The organism is Fodinicurvata fenggangensis DSM 21160, assembly GCF_000686045.1.
Lineage (GTDB): Bacteria > Pseudomonadota > Alphaproteobacteria > Kiloniellales > DSM-21159 > Fodinicurvata > Fodinicurvata fenggangensis.
In genome coordinates, this window is record NZ_JMLV01000010.1 from 83,087 (window position 1) to 98,417 (window position 15,331).

The following is a 15,331-nucleotide window of genomic DNA, read 5'->3' on the forward strand; positions in this document are numbered from 1 at the left end:
AGAATGCTCAAAAACTGACTGTTGCAGGTTCATTTTTGGTCCTGGTAACGCACGCCAGAGGTGGTCAGGTCCAGATAGAGCGTCGGCATGGGATCAAGCTCTATCCGGTCCGTATTGACACCAAAAAACTGGGTCAAAAGATGGAGCGCAGCCCCGTCGGGATCAGCCTGGAAGATATCCAGCATCTCACTGAAGACACGGCGTCGCTCTTCAAGGTCCGGGCTGGTGGAAAGCGTGTCCCCCAACCGCAGCATTTCGGGTTCAACCTCGAAGACATCTTCCTGAGCCCAGCCGCCGTTCGGACCGAATCGCCGCCAGAACTGCCCCATCGGGTCCGGATAGTAAGCCGTGAAGGACCCGTTGAAGATATGCCGATCTTCCGTATCCTCCATGACCTGTGCCCAGGTTTCCTTGACATCCAATTTGACGTTTAAGCCTACCTCGGTCCACATGGACTGCAGGATCTGCGCTGTCTCGATCTCATTGGTGTAGTAGGCATTCTGCGTGCGATAGACGATTTCCTCTCCGTCATAGCCCGCTTCATCCAGTAGCGACCGGGCGCGTTCGGGGTCGTATTCCGGCGTACTACGGTCGGCAAGGAACATGTCGCCGAATATGTCGAGTTGCCATCCGTGCGGAACCTCGGTGCGGCCATGATAGAGAGAGTCGACAATTGCTTGGCGGTCGATAGCCAGGTTCATGGCCTGTCGAATGCTTGGATCGTCCAGGATGTCGTTGGTGCTGTCATAGATCAGGCCGCGGATATTTTCGACCGGCCCGCCGGCGCTCTGCGTGTTGGGAGCTTTATTGATCTGCTCGAGGCTGTCCGGGCCGACCTCCGTAATGATATCGAACTGCCCGGAGCGTAGGCCGGCAATCCTAGTTGAAACTTCAGGGACAACCGTGAAGGTAACCTTTTCTGCGGCCGCTTTCTCTTCGCCCCAATAATTCCCGAATGCCTCCAGGGTGACATGCTCACCCAGTTCGTAGTCGACCAAGCGATAGGGGCCGGTGCCGATCGGGTGTTTGCTGTAGTCCTCTTGGCTGTCGGCTTCTTTAAGGCCTTCCTTGGACAGAATCTGTGAAGGATAATTCGCAAAACGCTGAACGATGATCGCATCGGGTTCCTTCATGGTGATGCGAACCGTCATGGGGTCCATGACCTCTACGTTTTCGATGCCGCCCAGGAAGGGTTTTGTGACAACAGTGGTTCCACTGCTGCCGCCTTCTCGTTGCAGCCGTTCTGGGGAAAAGGTATAGGCCACATCCTCTGCATCGAAGCTGTCCCCGTTATGAAAGGTTACGCCTTCGCGCAGCTTGAACTCGACTGTTCTCGGGCTGATGACGTCCCAGTCCGTGGCGAGTCCCGGGACCATTTTGCCGCCATCCCTATAATCTACGGTGACCAGGGTATTGAACAGCGACCACATGATCCGTTGGTTAACATTGGAGTTCTCAAGGGCCGGATCCAGGCTGTCCGGAACCTTCTGAACGGCTATGGAGAGCTCATTGGCATTGGCAGCGAATGCTATCCCCACCGACATGAGGGCGGGCAGGATATACGCAGGCAGGCTATACTGTGGTCGCAACATATAGGGCTCCAGATTCAAGAGGCGCATAGCGCCGGTAATGGAATGAGCCCTTCCTATTAAGTTAGCTGAATTGCATAGTATTGTCGTTCGGGTGACACTTCAGTGAAGTGTGTATTCTGGAATGGTTATGAAAGATGGGTCCGTCGCGTTATTGCAAACATTATCAAGACCTTAAAGTGTCTGTTTCCGTTTCAGTCTTTCTTCCTTCGCCGATAATGCCGCTCAGCCTTCGCTCTGTTCCCGCAGATGGCCATGGAGCACCAGCGGCGGGGTTTGCCGCGTGAGCGGTCGATGTAGAGCCAGGAGCAGCGTTCGCAGCTGCGGATGCGGGTGACCTCTTCGCCGGTGAGCAGATCCTGGGCGGCGAGTGCCGCACGCAGGCAAGGGGTGTCCGGGCCGGCGCCCTTCACCGGAATCAGCCATTGCAGGCGTGGGCCGTCGGGCCAGAGGATGGCCTTGCCGTGGGCCTTCCGCAGTGTGTCCTGCACGGCCTTCCAGGGCGCCGGTTCGGGTACGCGCTGTTCGACCATGCCGGTCAGCACCGTATAGAGGCTGTCGCGAAAGCGCCTTAGGCGCGTGAGCGCGGCGCGCTGTTGCGTCTCGGAACTCCGTGCTAGCTCTGTGGCTTCGCCGGCCGTGATCAGGCCCGCCGTCTGGGCCCAGGCGAGCGCAACGGCATAATCGCTCAGGCGATCCAGATCGCGTTCCTTGGTGGGTCCGCCGCGCGTGTTCACCAGATCCAGGCAGGGATGACCGCCGACCAGGCTGTTCGCGCTCCAGGGTTCGAAACTCTCCGCCATGCCATTGTTATTCCCGTAGAAATCGGTGTCTCTTGAGAAAGAGGTTGCAGGTGAAATATAACCTATATAATAAAAAATAACAGTTAGAAATTTGAATGGGAGCGGAGCTATGAACAGATGGGATCTGCCTCTGACTTTCACGTTCGATGGTCAGGAGGTCCGCTACGGCATTCTGGGGGACGAGGAGGCGCCGCCGCTGGTACTGCTGCACGGCACGCCCTTTTCCTCCTACGTATGGCGGCGGATCGCGCCGCTGCTGGCGCAGCGTTATCGGGTGCACTTCCATGACATGCCCGGCTATGGCCGCTCGACGATGGAGGCCGGCCGGGATGTCTCGCTTGGCATCCAAAACCGCGTCTTCGCGGCCCTGCTTAAGCACTGGGGGATCGCCCAGGAGGAATCGAACCTGCCGCATGTGGTGGCGCACGACTTCGGCGGCGCCACGGCCCTGCGCGCGCACCTGCTGGACGGTTGCGTCTATCGCTCGCTGACCCTGATCGATCCCGTGGCGACCCGCCCCTGGGGCTCGCCGCTGGTGCAGCACGTGAACCAGCACGAAGCGGCCTTTGCCGGCATGCCGGCCTATATGCACCAGGCGATCCTGCCGCCCTATATCCGCTCGTCCCTGCACCGGCCTGTGGCCGACGCAACGCTGGAGGGCTATATCGCCCCCTGGATGGGCGAGCGGGGCCAGGCGGCCTTCTATCGCCAGATCGCCCAGATGGACATGGCTTATACCGACGAGGTCCAGGGCCGCTATGGCGAGATCGAGGGGCCGGTCCAGATCCTCTGGGGCGAGGAGGGCCAGTGGATCCCCATCGAACGCGGCCGCGACCTGGCGGCCATGATTCCTCAGGCCCGCTTCGTCCTCGTGCCCAACTGCGGCCACCTGATGCAGGAGGATGCCCCCGAGGCCATCGTGGATGCGCTGTGGGACTTCTTGTGAAACCTTGATGGCCTGAGCGGAGGGTTTGTCCGGCGGCCCCCTGGTCATCTGTGCTCCGTCTCTTGCTCCACAGAGGGCAGAGGGGGATCATGCCTCATCCCGTTGAATGCTTCGAGATACTCTCGTCGCCACCCAAAAAGGAGATGAACGGATGATCAGCCTGCTAGGCCGCCAGACCTCCGGGAACGTCCAGAAGGTCATCTTCCTGCTCGAGGAACTTGGCGTCGAGTACGCACGCGAGGATTACGGCGGCGAGTTCGGCAAGCTCCAGACGCCGGAGTACCTTGCGCTGAATCCCCATGGGAGGGTTCCCACCCTGATCGAGGACAAGACGGTCGTCTGGGAATCCAACACCATTCTTCGCTATCTGGCAGCGACCAAGAATCCGAAGCTGAACGGCAGCTCGCCTTCACAGGCGGCAGTGGTGGAAGGCTGGATGGATTGGCTGCTGGCTTCCGTCAATCCGCACTATTCCACGGCTTTCCAGGAAAGCAAGAAGCCGGAGCAAGAGCGCAACAGCGCTGCTTTCGCCTCCGCTGTCAGCGCGCTCGACGAACTGCTGCCCATTGCCGAGGCTCATATGCAGGGCAAGAATTACTTCGCGCTCAATCGGCTGACCCTGGCCGACATCGCACTTGGCCCGATTATGAAACGCTGCCTGGAATTCTCGGGCGAGCGCAAGCCCACGCCCAACCTTGAAAGCTGGGTCGAGACGCTGAAAAAGTACGATTCCTTCCAAGTGGCGATCGGCAACAAGACCAGCGCTTTGGAGAGTGCGAGCTGACACCCCAGGTCTGGATGGGGAGCGGTGGCGAAATCCACCACTTGCCCGAGGAAGTGCAGGCAAGGGGCATTGGCTTTCCCTTGCGTGACTTCCTGTAGGACGGAACTTAGTTCACGCGGAATTCTTGGCTCCCGTCTCTTGATCGGCTCTTGAAACGGCCGCGAAGAACGCGGCAAGCCTGTCCGGGTCCAGCCTGCCGTCGCGGCGCACGCCCGAGCAGAGGTCGAGGCCATAGGGCCGGACCTGCCGGATGGCTTCTGCGGCGTTCTCGGGGGTCAGACCGCCGGCCAGGAAAACGGGCCGGTCGCTTGCCTGGACGAAGTCGGCACTGACCGACCAGTCGTGGGCGCGGCCCGTGCCGCCGAGTTCCGGCACCGCCGCGCCCGGTCGGCCGGAATCCAGCAGGAAGGCGTGAACATGCGGGCTGTAGGTTTGGATAAGCTCCAGGGCGCCGCGATCCTCCACATGGATCACCTGGACACGGCGCAGGTGAGGTTGCAGTTCCGCCAGCCTGGCGGACTCCGCCGGGTCGATGTGGGAGACGATCTGGACCGTAGTGGGGCGCGTGGCTCGGACATGGTCCGAGATGGCCTCGGCGGTCGTTTCGGACGTCAGCAGGAAGCTGGAGACCGGAGGCGGCACCGCCTGCGCGATCTCGGCGATGCGCGCGTCGGGGATGGGGCCCGGGCCCGAAGGCATGCGGGCAACCAGGCCCAGTGCATCGGCGCCCGCCTTGACCGCCATGGCGGCTTCCTCGGCGGAGGCGATGCAGCATATCTTGACCCGTGTTCGCATGGTCTTCGTCGTAGCCCGGACAGGGACGGCGAGCAATAGCAGAACACATCGCGATTGGAGAAGCTGCAGGCGTGTCTTCGCTCTACTGCGCTGCTTCTTGGGGTCTTTCCGTGTCCGCCACGCTGCTGTCCGGCTTCTTGAAGAAGATGGTGGCCTGGCCCAGCTCGATGCCCAGCTTGCTGACGCGGGCGCGATTGATGATGACGCCGTCGTCCATCAGGTACATCCAGTCGTCGAAGTTGACGTTCCAGGTCCGTCCCCCGACATCGAGCGCCAGGGTGTAACGCAGGTTGAGCGCATTGCCGTAGACTTCGGCCACGCCGGTGCCCTGTACGTCGTCAGCGGTGCCTTCCCAGCGGTGTTCGTCGATCTTCCGTAGCCGCCAGACGCGCCGGTCGGTTTCGCCGTCGGCATAGCGGAAGCGCTCGTCCAGGACCAGGGTTTCTCCGTCCCAGCTGCCCTCCACATCCACCACGAACTGTCGGCGCAGGTTGCCGAAGCGGTCCTCGAAGATGCCCCAGGCGCGGGTTTCGCCCAGGAAGTACGCCTCGAGCACCAGGCGCGGTTCCTTGTTCTCAAAGTCTTCCGGTTTCATGCTGTTGCATCCTGTCAAAAGGAGGGTGAGGGCCAGAAAGCCGGCGAGCGCTTTCAGGAGGCGTGTCGTTGCGGGGATCTGGACGTGCATTCCTGGCTCCTAGCCTGTCTGTGTCTGTTGTTGTTCGATCAGGCGGCGGATGCGCAACTGCTCGGCGGCCGTGATCTGGAAGCGGGCGATGAGTGCGATGGCCGGTATCTTGAAGGCGATGGGCACCAGGGCGTAGAGCCCGGCCAGGGCGAAACGGGCAAGGGCATCCTGGCCCTCGGCCTGGTCGCGGAAACCGGCCAGGTCCAGCAGCGGGAAGGACAGGCCGACGGCCAGCGCCAGCGCCAGCTTGGTCACCATGCCCCAGAGCGCGAAGTAGAGGCCAGCCCGTCGCTCGCCGGTCTGCAGGGTGTCCTGGTCCACCACGTCGGCCTGCATGGAGGCGGGCAGCACCAGGTCGGCGCCCAGGCTGACCCCGGTCAGCACGCAGATGGCGAAGAACCCCCAGACGTCCCCCGGGCCCAGCAGCGGCACAGTGGCAAAGACCAGGCAGGCCCAGATCATGGCTCCGGCCCAGACCCGGTGCTTGCCGAAGCGATAGGAGAGTTTCAGCCAGGCCGGCACCGCCGCGATGCCGCAGAAGAAATAGGTGAACAGCAGGATGCCCACCCAGGGATCCTGGGGCAGCTGCAGGTAACGGGTGACAAATATAACGAAGAGCGTGGCCGGCAGGCCGTTGGCGATGCCGTTCAGCAGATAGGCCGCGATCAGGCGCCGGAAGGGTGCGTTATCACGCAGGGCTTGCAGGCCCTGGCGCCAGGTGAGTGCCGAGCGACGCAGGATCTCGGCGTCGGGCACGAAAACCAGGCAGGCGGCAATGGCCAGCGGCAGGGTGACGAACAGCCCCAGTGTGATCAGCTTCAGGGCCTCCTCGGCCGTGTTGCCGAACAGCGCCGGCAGGCCGGCGGCAAGCAGGGTGCCGAGGACGACGAAGATCTCGCGTGCCGAGGAAATGCGGCTGCGCTCGTTGTAGTTCGGCGACAGCTCGGCTCCCCAGGCCTGGTAGGGCAGGGTGATCAGCGTGCCGGCCAGGTAGATCGCCAGCGTCCAGACCAGCAGGTGCCCCCAGCCCACGTCGGGACCCGGCACCAGCAACTGCCAGGCGGCCAGCAGCAGCAAGGGCGTGCCCAGCAGCAGCCAGGGCTTGCGCCGGCCGAAACGGCCGGGCGTGCGGTCGGACAGCAGGCCGATCAGAGGGTCGGTCACCACGTCCCACAGCCGTGCGATCAGCAGCACCGCGCCCACGGCCGTCAGGCCCAGCCCCAGGTCCTGGGCGTAATAGGCCGGCAGGTGGATGAACAGCGGAAACTGCAGGGCCGCCAAAGGCAGACCGGGCAGGCCATAGGCCGCCAGTACGGCAGCTGGCAGCCGCCTGTTCCCATTCGAGGAGGTCATTTGTGTGGATCAGCTATGGGCCAGGGTCACATGGCGCACGTCGATCCGTCCGGTGCGGAATCCGGCCTCGCAATAGGCGAGGTAGTAGTTCCACATGCGGCGGAAGCGTTCATCGAAACTGGCATGATCCAGGCGCGGCCAGGCGGCCTCGAAGCGTGCGCGCCAGATGGCCAGCGTGCGGGCATAGTCCTGGCCGAACCCGCGGTCGGTCGTGCAGACCAGGCCGTTCTGGCGGATATGGCCCTGCAGCACCTCGGGCGAAGGCAGCATGCCACCGGGGAAGATATAGTTCTGAATGAAGTCAGCCCCGCGGCGATAGCGCTCGAAATGGCGGCTGGAGATGGTGATGATCTGCAGGGCGGCCCGCCCTCTGGGTTTCAGGTAGCTGCGCAGGCGCTCGAAGAACAGGGGCCAGTACTGCTCGCCTACGGCCTCGAACATCTCGATGGAGACGATTCGGTCGTAGCGTGCGTCCACATCACGGTAGTCCTGGTGGCGGATTTCGACCAGATGGTCCAGGCCGGCGCGCTGGATGCGGGCCCGGGCATAGGCATACTGCTCGTCGGAAATGGTGATGGCGGTGACCCGGGCGTCGTAGGTGCGGGCGAGATATTCAGCGAAACCGCCCCAGCCGCAGCCGATCTCCAGCACGCTGTCCCCCGGCCGTATGCCGGCGCATTCGGCCAAGCGGCGGTACTTGGCCAACTGGGCCTCGGTCAGGGACTGGTCCGGGTCCTCGAACAGGGCGGCCGAGTAGGTCATGCTGCTGTCCAGCCAGGCGGCATAGAAGTCGTTGCCCAGGTCATAGTGATAGGCAATGTTGCGCTTCGAGCCGCGCTGGCTGTTCGGGCGCAACCGGTGGAGCGTGCGCTGGAACACCCGATAGAACAGGTTGCCGTACATCCTTTCGCCCCAGTACTCCATGTTCAGGGCCGCCAGGTAGAGGAAGGCCGCCAGGTCGGGCGTGTCGCAGTCGCCGGCCATATAGGCCTCGGCCAGGCCTTCCGCGCCACCAGCCAGGAATCGACTTAGGAAACGTGCGTTCTGGATTGTCAGCTCGGCATGGGGGCCACGGTCCTGGCCTTGGAAGAGGTAACGGTTCCCGTCGGGCAGCGTCAGCGTCAGTTGACCATAGCGCAGGCGTTCGCCCAGCAGCATCAGCGGGCGATAAAGTACGGGAACGGTGCGCGATTCTTGCAGCGAGCGATGTGATCCCATGGTTCCATCCAGTTGGTGCTGGAATCGTTGGTTCATGTTTGCCTTTCTATTGAGATGGGGCAAGGGGGTCATGGACGCGGGGCCTTGATTGTTGCGTGGCGGCGGAGACCCTTGTCGGTTCCAGCTGGCTGCGACGTCAGCCGGTGTCTGGAGCGTGCATGCTGAGCGCGCGCGCATGTCATTATTGAGTCGGATTTCAGCAAGACCTGGTTGATTTTCAAGGGGAAGCACCACCGAACTGTTTTGCGTTTCGCCGAAAGCGTCACTCATCCGAATGTCTCCCATCGGGGGTCTGTGAAACCAGGCTGACAGCCTCCACCGGTGGCTGGGGCCGGCGGTGGAAGGACGCGCCCTTCAACCAGAGGCGCAGGGCCTGCCAGTGAATGGCGCCGATCACCTTCAGGGTCAGCAGGGGATAGGTGAAAAAGGCCCGCAGCAGCTTGCGGTCCGAAAGGACCTGCCGCCGGGCACTCTGCACGGCCACCAGCTGCTCGCCCTCGGGCACCGACTGGCGGATCACGACGGATAGTCGCGCATCGGGCAGGGGCAGGCGGAAGCGGTAGCGCGCCTGCATGGGGATGAAGGGCGAGACGTGGAAGGCCTTGTCGCAAGACTGCTGCAGGGCTTCGCCCGGGCCCGGCGAATGCTCTACGGGAATCAGGTAGCCGTGCTTGTCGCCGAAGGTGTTGCGCACCTCGTAGAGCACGGCGCGCAGGCTTCCGTCGCGATGGTGGCAGAACCAGAGGGTCAGCGGATTGAAGACATAGCCGAGAATGCGCGGGAAGCAGAGCAGGCGGACTGCACCGCCCTCCAGGTCGATGTCGGCCTCTGCCAGGCGCGCTTCGATCCAGGGACGCAGCGCGCCGCCGTCGCGGGCACCATGGTCGCGGTCGTAAAAGCTGAAGAGGTTGAAGCGGTTGTGCGAGAAGAGGCGCAGCCGGTGGCCAAGCTTAGGCAACTCATCCAGGTCCAGCCAGAGCTGAAAGATGCGATAGACGAAGCGATGCCCGAAGGGCCTGAGCCGCTTGTGCATGACCTGTCCGAAATAGAGCGCGGAAGCGAAGGACATGATGGCGCCTACTCCGCGGCCATGGGAAAGGGTTCGGGCGAGGCATGCTCCAGCGCCGGCGAGTGGGTTGGCACCTGTCGTGCCCAGGGGGCCGGACAGCCGAGCGCGTCGGCCACGGCCAACCCGGCCTGCAATCCATCCTCGTGGAAGCCGTAGCCGCAATAGCTGCCGCAGAACCAGACACGGTCCTGCCCCTGGATGGCGGACAGGTCTCGCTGGGCGGCGATGGCTGCGGAATCGAACAGGGGATGGCTGTAGCTGTATTCGCCGATGACCAGCTGTGGATCGGGTTCCGTGGCGGGGTTGAGCGAGACCAGCACCGGGCGGCGGCTTTGCAGGTTCTGCAGGCGGTTCATCCAGTAGGTGATGCTGACGGCTTTGTCCTGGCGCGTGTGGCCGCTTGAAATGTAGTTCCAGCTGGCCCAGGCCCCGCGATTGCGGGGCATCAGGCGACTGTCCTGGTGCAGGACGGCGCGGTTTGTCTCATAGCGGAAGGCGTTCAGCAGGACGCCCTCCATGGGACTGGCCTGATGGCCCAGGATGCGACGCGCCTGGTCGGCGTGGCAGGCCAGGACAACCTGGTCGAAGCCAGCTTGTTTCCCATTGGCCAGGGTCAAGCGCAGGTCATGGTTGGTGCGTTCCAGATGCTGGACCGCCGTGCCTGTGCGTATCTGGCCCTCGACGGCCGCGGACAGGCGGTCCACGTAGCTGCGGCTGCCACCGCTGACGGTGCGCCACTGGGGGCGGTCCTTGAGCTTCAAGAGGCCGTGGTTGCGGAAGAATTGCAGGAAGCTGACAGCGGGGAAGTCCTGTATTTCCTTGAAGGACGAGGACCAGATGGCGGCCGCCATGGGCAGCAGGTGGTCGCGGCGGAAGTCCGGGCTGTAACCTTCGCGATCCAGGTAGCCGGCGATGGTCAAAGCCGGGTCGGGAGCGTTCAGGAACTGCTCGGCCTCGCGATAGAAGCGCAGGATCTCGCGCGTCATGCGCCAGAAGCGTGGGCGCAGCAGGTTGCGCCTCTGGGCGATCAGGCCGGGCAGGCTGCCGGCATACTCGAACGCACCGTTGTCGGCCGAAACGGCAAAGGACATGTCGCTGGGCTCGCTGGCCACGCCAAGGTGGTCGAAGAGGGCCACCAGGTTTGGATAGTTCAACTCGTTGTAGACGATGAATCCGGTATCGACGTCGATGCTGCGACCGTCTTCCTGGAACGACACGGTGTTGCTGTGCCCGCCCAAGCGGTCTTCCGCCTCGAACAGCGTGACTTCATGTCGGCGGGACAGCAGCCAGGCCGCGGAGAGACCCGTTATCCCGGCGCCTACAATGGCAATGCGCATTACTGATCCTTCTTGATTGTCTGGAAGGCCTCCAGGGCCGCCCGGCGGGCCTGGGCGTGGTCCACCAGGGGGCAGGGGTAATTCCCCCCGAGGACTACGCCGGCCTGCCGGCGCACCTCTTCGGGTGCATGCCAGGGCCTGTGTATGTAGGGATCGGGCAGCGCCGCGATCTCTGGTAACCATGTACGCAGGTATTCGCCCTTTGGATCGAATTTTTCCGACTGGGTAACGGGATTGAAGATGCGAAAGAAGGGGGCGGCATCCGCCCCGCTGCCGGCGATCCATTGCCAGCCGGCCGCATTGTTCGCCAGATCGGCGTCCACCAGCGTGTCCCAGAACCAGGCCTCGCCCGCCTTCCAGTGAAGGTGCAGGTCCTTGACCAGGAACGAGCCGACGATCATGCGCAGGCGGTTGTGCATCCAGCCGGTGTGCCAGAGCTCGCGCATGCCGGCATCGACGATGGGATAGCCGGTCTGCCCGGCCTGCCAGGCCTTCAGGTGGTCTTCGGAGGTGGACCAGGGGAAGGCGTCGAAGGCCGTGCGCCAGTTCTCGTCCGGCAGGCTGGGCCAGTGATAGAGCAGGTGGTGACAGAACTCGCGCCAGCCCATTTCGCTGAGAAACTTCCAGCCGGCCGTGCTCAGATCCTCCTGCTCTATGCGGTGCTGTGTTGCGTGCCAGACCTGGCGTGGACCGATCTCTCCCCAATGCAGATGGGGGGACAGGCGCGAGGTGGCCGCCCGCGCCGGGTAATCCCTGAGTGTCCCGTAATCGCCCAGGCCGTGATCCAGGAAATCGACGAGGCGTGCCCGGGCGCCCGCTTCGCCTGGTTGCCAGGTTTCGCGCAGGCCGCCGGCCCAGTCCGGTCGGGTGGGGCACAGCCCCCAGTCTTCCAGTCGGTCCGAGGCCAGGCCGCTTGCCGGCGGGAGCTGCGGCGGCGCAGGCTCGGGGCGGTCAACGGGCCGTTCGCGCACGGCTTTCCAGAAGGGCGTGAAGACCTTGAAGGGGGTGCCGCTGCCGGTGGCTACGGTCCAGGGCTCGAACAACAGGGCGGCGTTGAAACTTTCCGCGTCAAGACCCTGATCCTGCAGTCCCTGCTTGATCCGGCTGTCGCGGGCGATCCGCCAGGGCTCGTAGCAGCGGTTCCAGTAAACCGCCCTGGCGCCACTGGCCTGGACGATTTCGGAAAGGACCTTTTGGGCAGGGCCGCGGCGCAGGATCAGTTCGCTGCCGCAGGTGCGGAGATCATGGGCCAGAGCAGCCAAAGAAGAATGCAGCCACCAGCGGCTGGCCCCTCCAGGTGCACATGCGCCGGCGTCCGAATCCTCCAGGATGAACAGCGCTACGACAGGCCCGCCCCGCTGGACGGCGTGGCGGAGGGCCGGGTTGTCGGCTAGCCTCAGATCCTGGCGGAACCAGACAATCGTGGGCGCATTTTCACTCATGCGGGAACTTTTCCGGCGTTTGGGTTGTCAGGAGAATTACGAAGAAAACCGGACACTGGATCAGGGGGACCAGTCGTTCCGGGGCATTCGGTTGTTTCCTGATCCGGGGTACCTCATAATTCCGCCCTATTTTAGGCAAGTCCCAGCGACCTCTGCCTCTTGAACAAGGACACTCCCATGAAGATCCTGACCCGTAGTTTCCTGGCCGCGTTCATATCGCTGGCCCTTCTCATGCCGGCCCAGGCCCGGGCGGCCGACATCATCGATACGGCCCTGACCGACGGACGGTTCAGGACTTTCATCACGGCGGCGCAGACCGTGGGTCTGGTCGTGGTGCTGAAAAGCAATGGTCCCTTCACGGTACTGGCACCGACCGACGACGCCTTTCGCCGCCTGCCGACGGAACGTGTGGAGGCTATGCTGGATCCGGAAAACAAGAAGGAAACCTTCTCGCTGCTGTCCCGTCATATCATCAAGGGCGAGATCGACATGAGCCAGGGGACCCAGGAGGTCGAGACCATGGAGGGAGAACGCCTGACGATCGAGCCAGGCGAAACGCCGCGTGTCCGCGAGGCCGAGATCGATGGGGAAGTCAGTGCCGACAACGGCTCCATTCGTCCCCTGAACCGCGTACTGGGGGAGGAGGACGCGGACTGATCAGGTTTCGGCGGGCGTCTCTGCAACTTCCCGATGCCCATGCTCGGTGGCGCAGAGGGTGTGATCCGAGAGCACCTCGATGACGCGGCAGTCCTCGACCTTGCCGCCAGCGCACTGGCGCAGCATGCGCTGCAATTCGGTCTGCAGGGTTTTCAGGCGTTCCAGGCGCTGTTCCACCGTTTCCAGGTGTTCGCGCGCGATGCGGTCGGCCTGCTCACAGGGCATGTCGGGGCTTTCGCTGAGGCTCAGCAGGCTGCGGATCTGGTCCAGGGTGAACCCCAGCTCGCGGGCGTGACGCAGGAAGCGCAGGCGCTCCCGGTGTGCTTCGCTGTAACGTCGCTGGTTCCCGGCCGAGCGCTCGGCCACAGGCAGCAGGCCGATGGTCTCGTAATAGCGGATGGTCTGAACCTTGACGCCGCTGTCGCGCGCCAGGTCGCCAATGGAAAGCTGTGCGGCCGTCATCTTGGCCTCCCGAAAAAAAATCCCTTGAACCTACAGTGGCTGTAGCTCCTATCTTGTGAATCATTCGCAGATTATCAAGATGACGCCCCGGATGGTCTGAGCCGGAGGGGTGCAGGAGAGACTGTTTTGGCGGGCTGCCATCACTGTGCAACGGAATTTGACGGAAACTCGAAGGCCTTCCGGCGAGTCCTCTGGACCGTCATGGGCCTGAACGGCCTGATGTTTGCCGTCGAGATCGTCGCCGGCGTTGCCGCCGGTTCACTGGCTCTCTTGGCCGATGCAGGCGATTTCCTGGGGGATACGCTGACCTACGGCATCAGTCTGGCCGTAATCGGGAGCGCCCTGCGCGTACGTGCCGGAGCGGCGCTCTTCAAGGCCTTCACCCTGGCGGCGCTGGGGCTTTTCATCCTCGCCGGCGCCCTTTATCGGGTTTTCGTCCTGGGTACCCCGGATGCCATGACCATGGGGACGGTCGGCTTGGTGGCGCTGGCGGTCAATGCTTTCTGTGCGCTGCTGCTGTTCCGCTTCCGCGAGGGGGATGCCAATGTGCGCTCCGTCTGGCTGTGCAGCCGCAACGATGCCATCGGCAACCTGGCGGTCCTGCTGGCGGCCAGCGGAGTCTGGGCCAGCGGTACGGCCTGGCCTGACCTGGTCGTCGGCGGCCTGATGGGAGCGATCTTCCTGTCCTCCGCCTGGTCCATCCTGCGCCAGGCCTTGGGCGAATGGCGCCATGCCGGCCAGGAGGCCGGCGCCGCTCAGGCAGAAACGGTGAGCGGCTCCAGCATTTCCGAGGAAAAGCCGTAGACCTTGCGCCCGTCGATCAGGCGCACCCGGAAGTCCGGGGCCAGAAGAGTGCGGAGCGCCGGCGCGAAGACGTCCAGGCCACCGGTGTAGGCTCCAAAGGACGGCAGGATCAGCCGGCTCCCGTCGAATACGAAGCAGGGCCGGGAAAAATGCCGGCCTTTCACGCGCACCGCGGCCTTGGGGTGGTAGTGGCCCGAGACCTCGCCGCGATCCTCTCTCCGCGCTTCGGCTTCGTGCCGAAAGACCAGCCGGCGCATCTCCACCTCGGCCGTCACCTCTCCGCCCAGTTCGCGCGGCGGCTCCGGGTCGTGATTGCCGGCGATCCAGATCCAGTCGTGGGCGCGAGTCAGCGCCTTCAGTCTTTCCCGTTCCGCCGCATCCAGGCGTTCGCCTGCCTGTCTGTCATGGAAGGAATCGCCCAGACAGATCACGCGTTGCGGCTGGCGCCGTGCGAGCACCGCCTGCAGGCGCGCCAGCGTTTCACGGCTGTCGTAGGGGGGCAGGAAGCTGCCGCGGGCGGCGAAGGACGAGCCCTTTTCCAGATGCAGGTCGGCCACCACCAGGCAGCCTTCCGCCGGCCACCATAGCGCGCCGGAGGGATCGGTGACCAGGTCGGCCCCGTTGAAGCGAAAGCTGCCCAACTCTACAGTTTCGGGGAAATCGAAGGCTTGCTGCATGCGAGCATCCTAGTTGTACAAAGGGGGAGTCGACCAGCCTTGTCGTGGTTCAGGAGCCCTTCAATTCGTCGGCCGTAGGAAGACCCTATTGTCGGAATATCGAAGCAGTACTAGCTCCGGAGAGTCTGGTAGGCTGCAATACTGTGTATCACTACGCAGTGTGAACCATTGTAGCTGAGTGTTTTCGGTCGGGGACGTTAACTTATCAGCCATGTCGGTGTGCTAACCATGGATTGTCTATAGATCAGTGTAGGGTCTCATCCCATGGTTCGTGCGCTCCCACCGCTCAACGACGGCAAACTGCGTTCTCGAGATCGAACGGAGCATCGAAACCTTTTCAAGCTTCGTCGCAAGTTCGAACGGGTTTCGAACCGCCTCGAGCGCCCCAAACGCCTGCGAAGCGCCGCATTATCTCTGGTGTTAGGCTTGATGTTCGGTGCTTTTGCGGGTGGGGTGTATGCTACGTTTGATCGGCTTTCTCCCTGGTCCCTGCTAACGGTCGGCAAGCATTTCGCAGCGGCTCCCAATTGCACTGCCGCTCGATGGGTGGGCCTGGCACCAGCCAAGCGAGGTACTCCCGGCTATTACCGGCGTCACGATCGGGACCGTGATGGCATTGCCTGCGAGCCTTTCACTGCCCGTTAGGATGACCCGGCGAGACCCTTAGATAGCCCTTCTTGGTTCTAAGCAGAGCGAAGAGGAAAGGCGTG

Annotated in this window: 16 protein-coding genes; 5 read left to right on the forward strand and 11 right to left on the reverse strand. The window is 63.2% G+C overall.

Annotated elements, in window-relative coordinates; genetic code table 11:
* Positions 1–29 precede the first annotated feature (29 nt).
* Both BP38_RS20730 and BP38_RS0113670 read right to left on the reverse strand, forming a co-directional pair.
* On the reverse strand, positions 30–1,592 hold the full coding sequence (locus tag BP38_RS20730) for an ABC transporter substrate-binding protein (RefSeq protein WP_162175166.1): 1,563 nt from the start codon (positions 1,590–1,592) through the stop codon (positions 30–32).
* A 191-nt stretch (positions 1,593–1,783) separates the two neighbouring features.
* Entirely contained in the window at positions 1,784–2,392 is a 609-nt protein-coding gene (locus tag BP38_RS0113670; protein ID WP_026988186.1) for a CGNR zinc finger domain-containing protein, read from the reverse strand.
* Between the two features lie 109 nt (positions 2,393–2,501).
* Here BP38_RS0113670 and BP38_RS0113675 point away from each other — a divergent pair, with 109 nt between their 5' ends.
* Together BP38_RS0113675 and BP38_RS0113680 are read left to right on the forward strand one after the other, a co-directional pair.
* Entirely contained in the window at positions 2,502–3,338 is an 837-nt protein-coding gene (locus tag BP38_RS0113675) for an alpha/beta fold hydrolase (RefSeq protein ID WP_026988187.1), read from the forward strand.
* A gap of 151 nt (positions 3,339–3,489) precedes the next feature.
* Positions 3,490–4,122 carry a glutathione S-transferase family protein gene (locus BP38_RS0113680; protein WP_026988188.1) on the forward strand — a complete coding sequence of 211 codons (633 nt, stop codon included), beginning with the start codon at positions 3,490–3,492 and terminating at the stop codon, positions 4,120–4,122.
* 111 nt (positions 4,123–4,233) lie between these two features.
* Here BP38_RS0113680 and BP38_RS0113685 read toward each other — a convergent pair whose 3' ends face one another.
* The 7 genes from BP38_RS0113685 to BP38_RS0113715 all read right to left on the reverse strand — a co-directional run bounded on the left by BP38_RS0113685 (position 4,234) and on the right by BP38_RS0113715 (position 12,021).
* Positions 4,234–4,917, reverse strand: a complete 684-nt coding sequence (locus BP38_RS0113685; protein ID WP_026988189.1) for a phosphoribosylanthranilate isomerase — start codon at positions 4,915–4,917, stop codon at positions 4,234–4,236.
* 82 nt (positions 4,918–4,999) lie between these two features.
* Positions 5,000–5,602, reverse strand: coding sequence for a DUF3833 domain-containing protein (locus BP38_RS0113690; protein ID WP_081816676.1), 603 nt, complete (start codon positions 5,600–5,602; stop codon positions 5,000–5,002).
* Positions 5,603–5,611: 9 nt separating this feature from the next.
* Entirely contained in the window at positions 5,612–6,955 is a 1,344-nt protein-coding gene (locus BP38_RS0113695) for an MFS transporter (protein ID WP_051609371.1), read from the reverse strand.
* Between the two features lie 9 nt (positions 6,956–6,964).
* Positions 6,965–8,209, reverse strand: coding sequence for an SAM-dependent methyltransferase (locus BP38_RS0113700; protein WP_162175167.1), 1,245 nt, complete (start codon positions 8,207–8,209; stop codon positions 6,965–6,967).
* Positions 8,210–8,435: 226 nt separating this feature from the next.
* A complete protein-coding gene (locus BP38_RS0113705) occupies positions 8,436–9,242 on the reverse strand; it encodes a DUF1365 domain-containing protein (protein WP_026988193.1) in 807 nt (268 codons plus the stop codon).
* Positions 9,243–9,250: 8 nt separating this feature from the next.
* On the reverse strand, positions 9,251–10,579 hold the full coding sequence (locus BP38_RS20735) for an NAD(P)/FAD-dependent oxidoreductase (RefSeq protein WP_035725299.1): 1,329 nt from the start codon (positions 10,577–10,579) through the stop codon (positions 9,251–9,253).
* The gene (locus tag BP38_RS0113715) at positions 10,579–12,021 is read right to left on the reverse strand and encodes a cryptochrome/photolyase family protein (protein ID WP_026988194.1); all 1,443 of its coding nucleotides are present in this window, start codon (positions 12,019–12,021) and stop codon (positions 10,579–10,581) included. Before BP38_RS0113715 ends, BP38_RS20735 begins: the two co-directional genes overlap by 1 nt.
* A gap of 177 nt (positions 12,022–12,198) precedes the next feature.
* Here BP38_RS0113715 and BP38_RS0113720 point away from each other — a divergent pair, with 177 nt between their 5' ends.
* Positions 12,199–12,678, forward strand: coding sequence for a fasciclin domain-containing protein (locus BP38_RS0113720; RefSeq protein ID WP_051609372.1), 480 nt, complete (start codon positions 12,199–12,201; stop codon positions 12,676–12,678).
* On the opposite strand, the gene BP38_RS0113725 is transcribed toward BP38_RS0113720, so the two are convergent.
* Positions 12,679–13,140, reverse strand: coding sequence for a MerR family transcriptional regulator (locus tag BP38_RS0113725; protein WP_026988196.1), 462 nt, complete (start codon positions 13,138–13,140; stop codon positions 12,679–12,681).
* A 126-nt stretch (positions 13,141–13,266) separates the two neighbouring features.
* Here BP38_RS0113725 and BP38_RS20740 point away from each other — a divergent pair, with 126 nt between their 5' ends.
* Positions 13,267–13,944 (forward strand): cation efflux transmembrane domain-containing protein, encoded by a 678-nt coding sequence (locus tag BP38_RS20740; protein ID WP_051609373.1) that lies wholly within the window; start codon positions 13,267–13,269, stop codon positions 13,942–13,944.
* On the opposite strand, the gene pdeM is transcribed toward BP38_RS20740, so the two are convergent.
* The gene (gene pdeM, locus BP38_RS0113735; protein WP_051609374.1) at positions 13,896–14,621 is read right to left on the reverse strand and encodes a ligase-associated DNA damage response endonuclease PdeM; all 726 of its coding nucleotides are present in this window, start codon (positions 14,619–14,621) and stop codon (positions 13,896–13,898) included. The genes BP38_RS20740 and pdeM overlap by 49 nt on opposite strands.
* A 429-nt stretch (positions 14,622–15,050) precedes the next feature.
* On the opposite strand from pdeM, the gene BP38_RS23345 reads away from it, so the two are divergent.
* The gene (locus BP38_RS23345) at positions 15,051–15,266 is read left to right on the forward strand and encodes an excalibur calcium-binding domain-containing protein (RefSeq protein WP_155992448.1); all 216 of its coding nucleotides are present in this window, start codon (positions 15,051–15,053) and stop codon (positions 15,264–15,266) included.
* Positions 15,267–15,331: the final 65 nt, after the last annotated feature.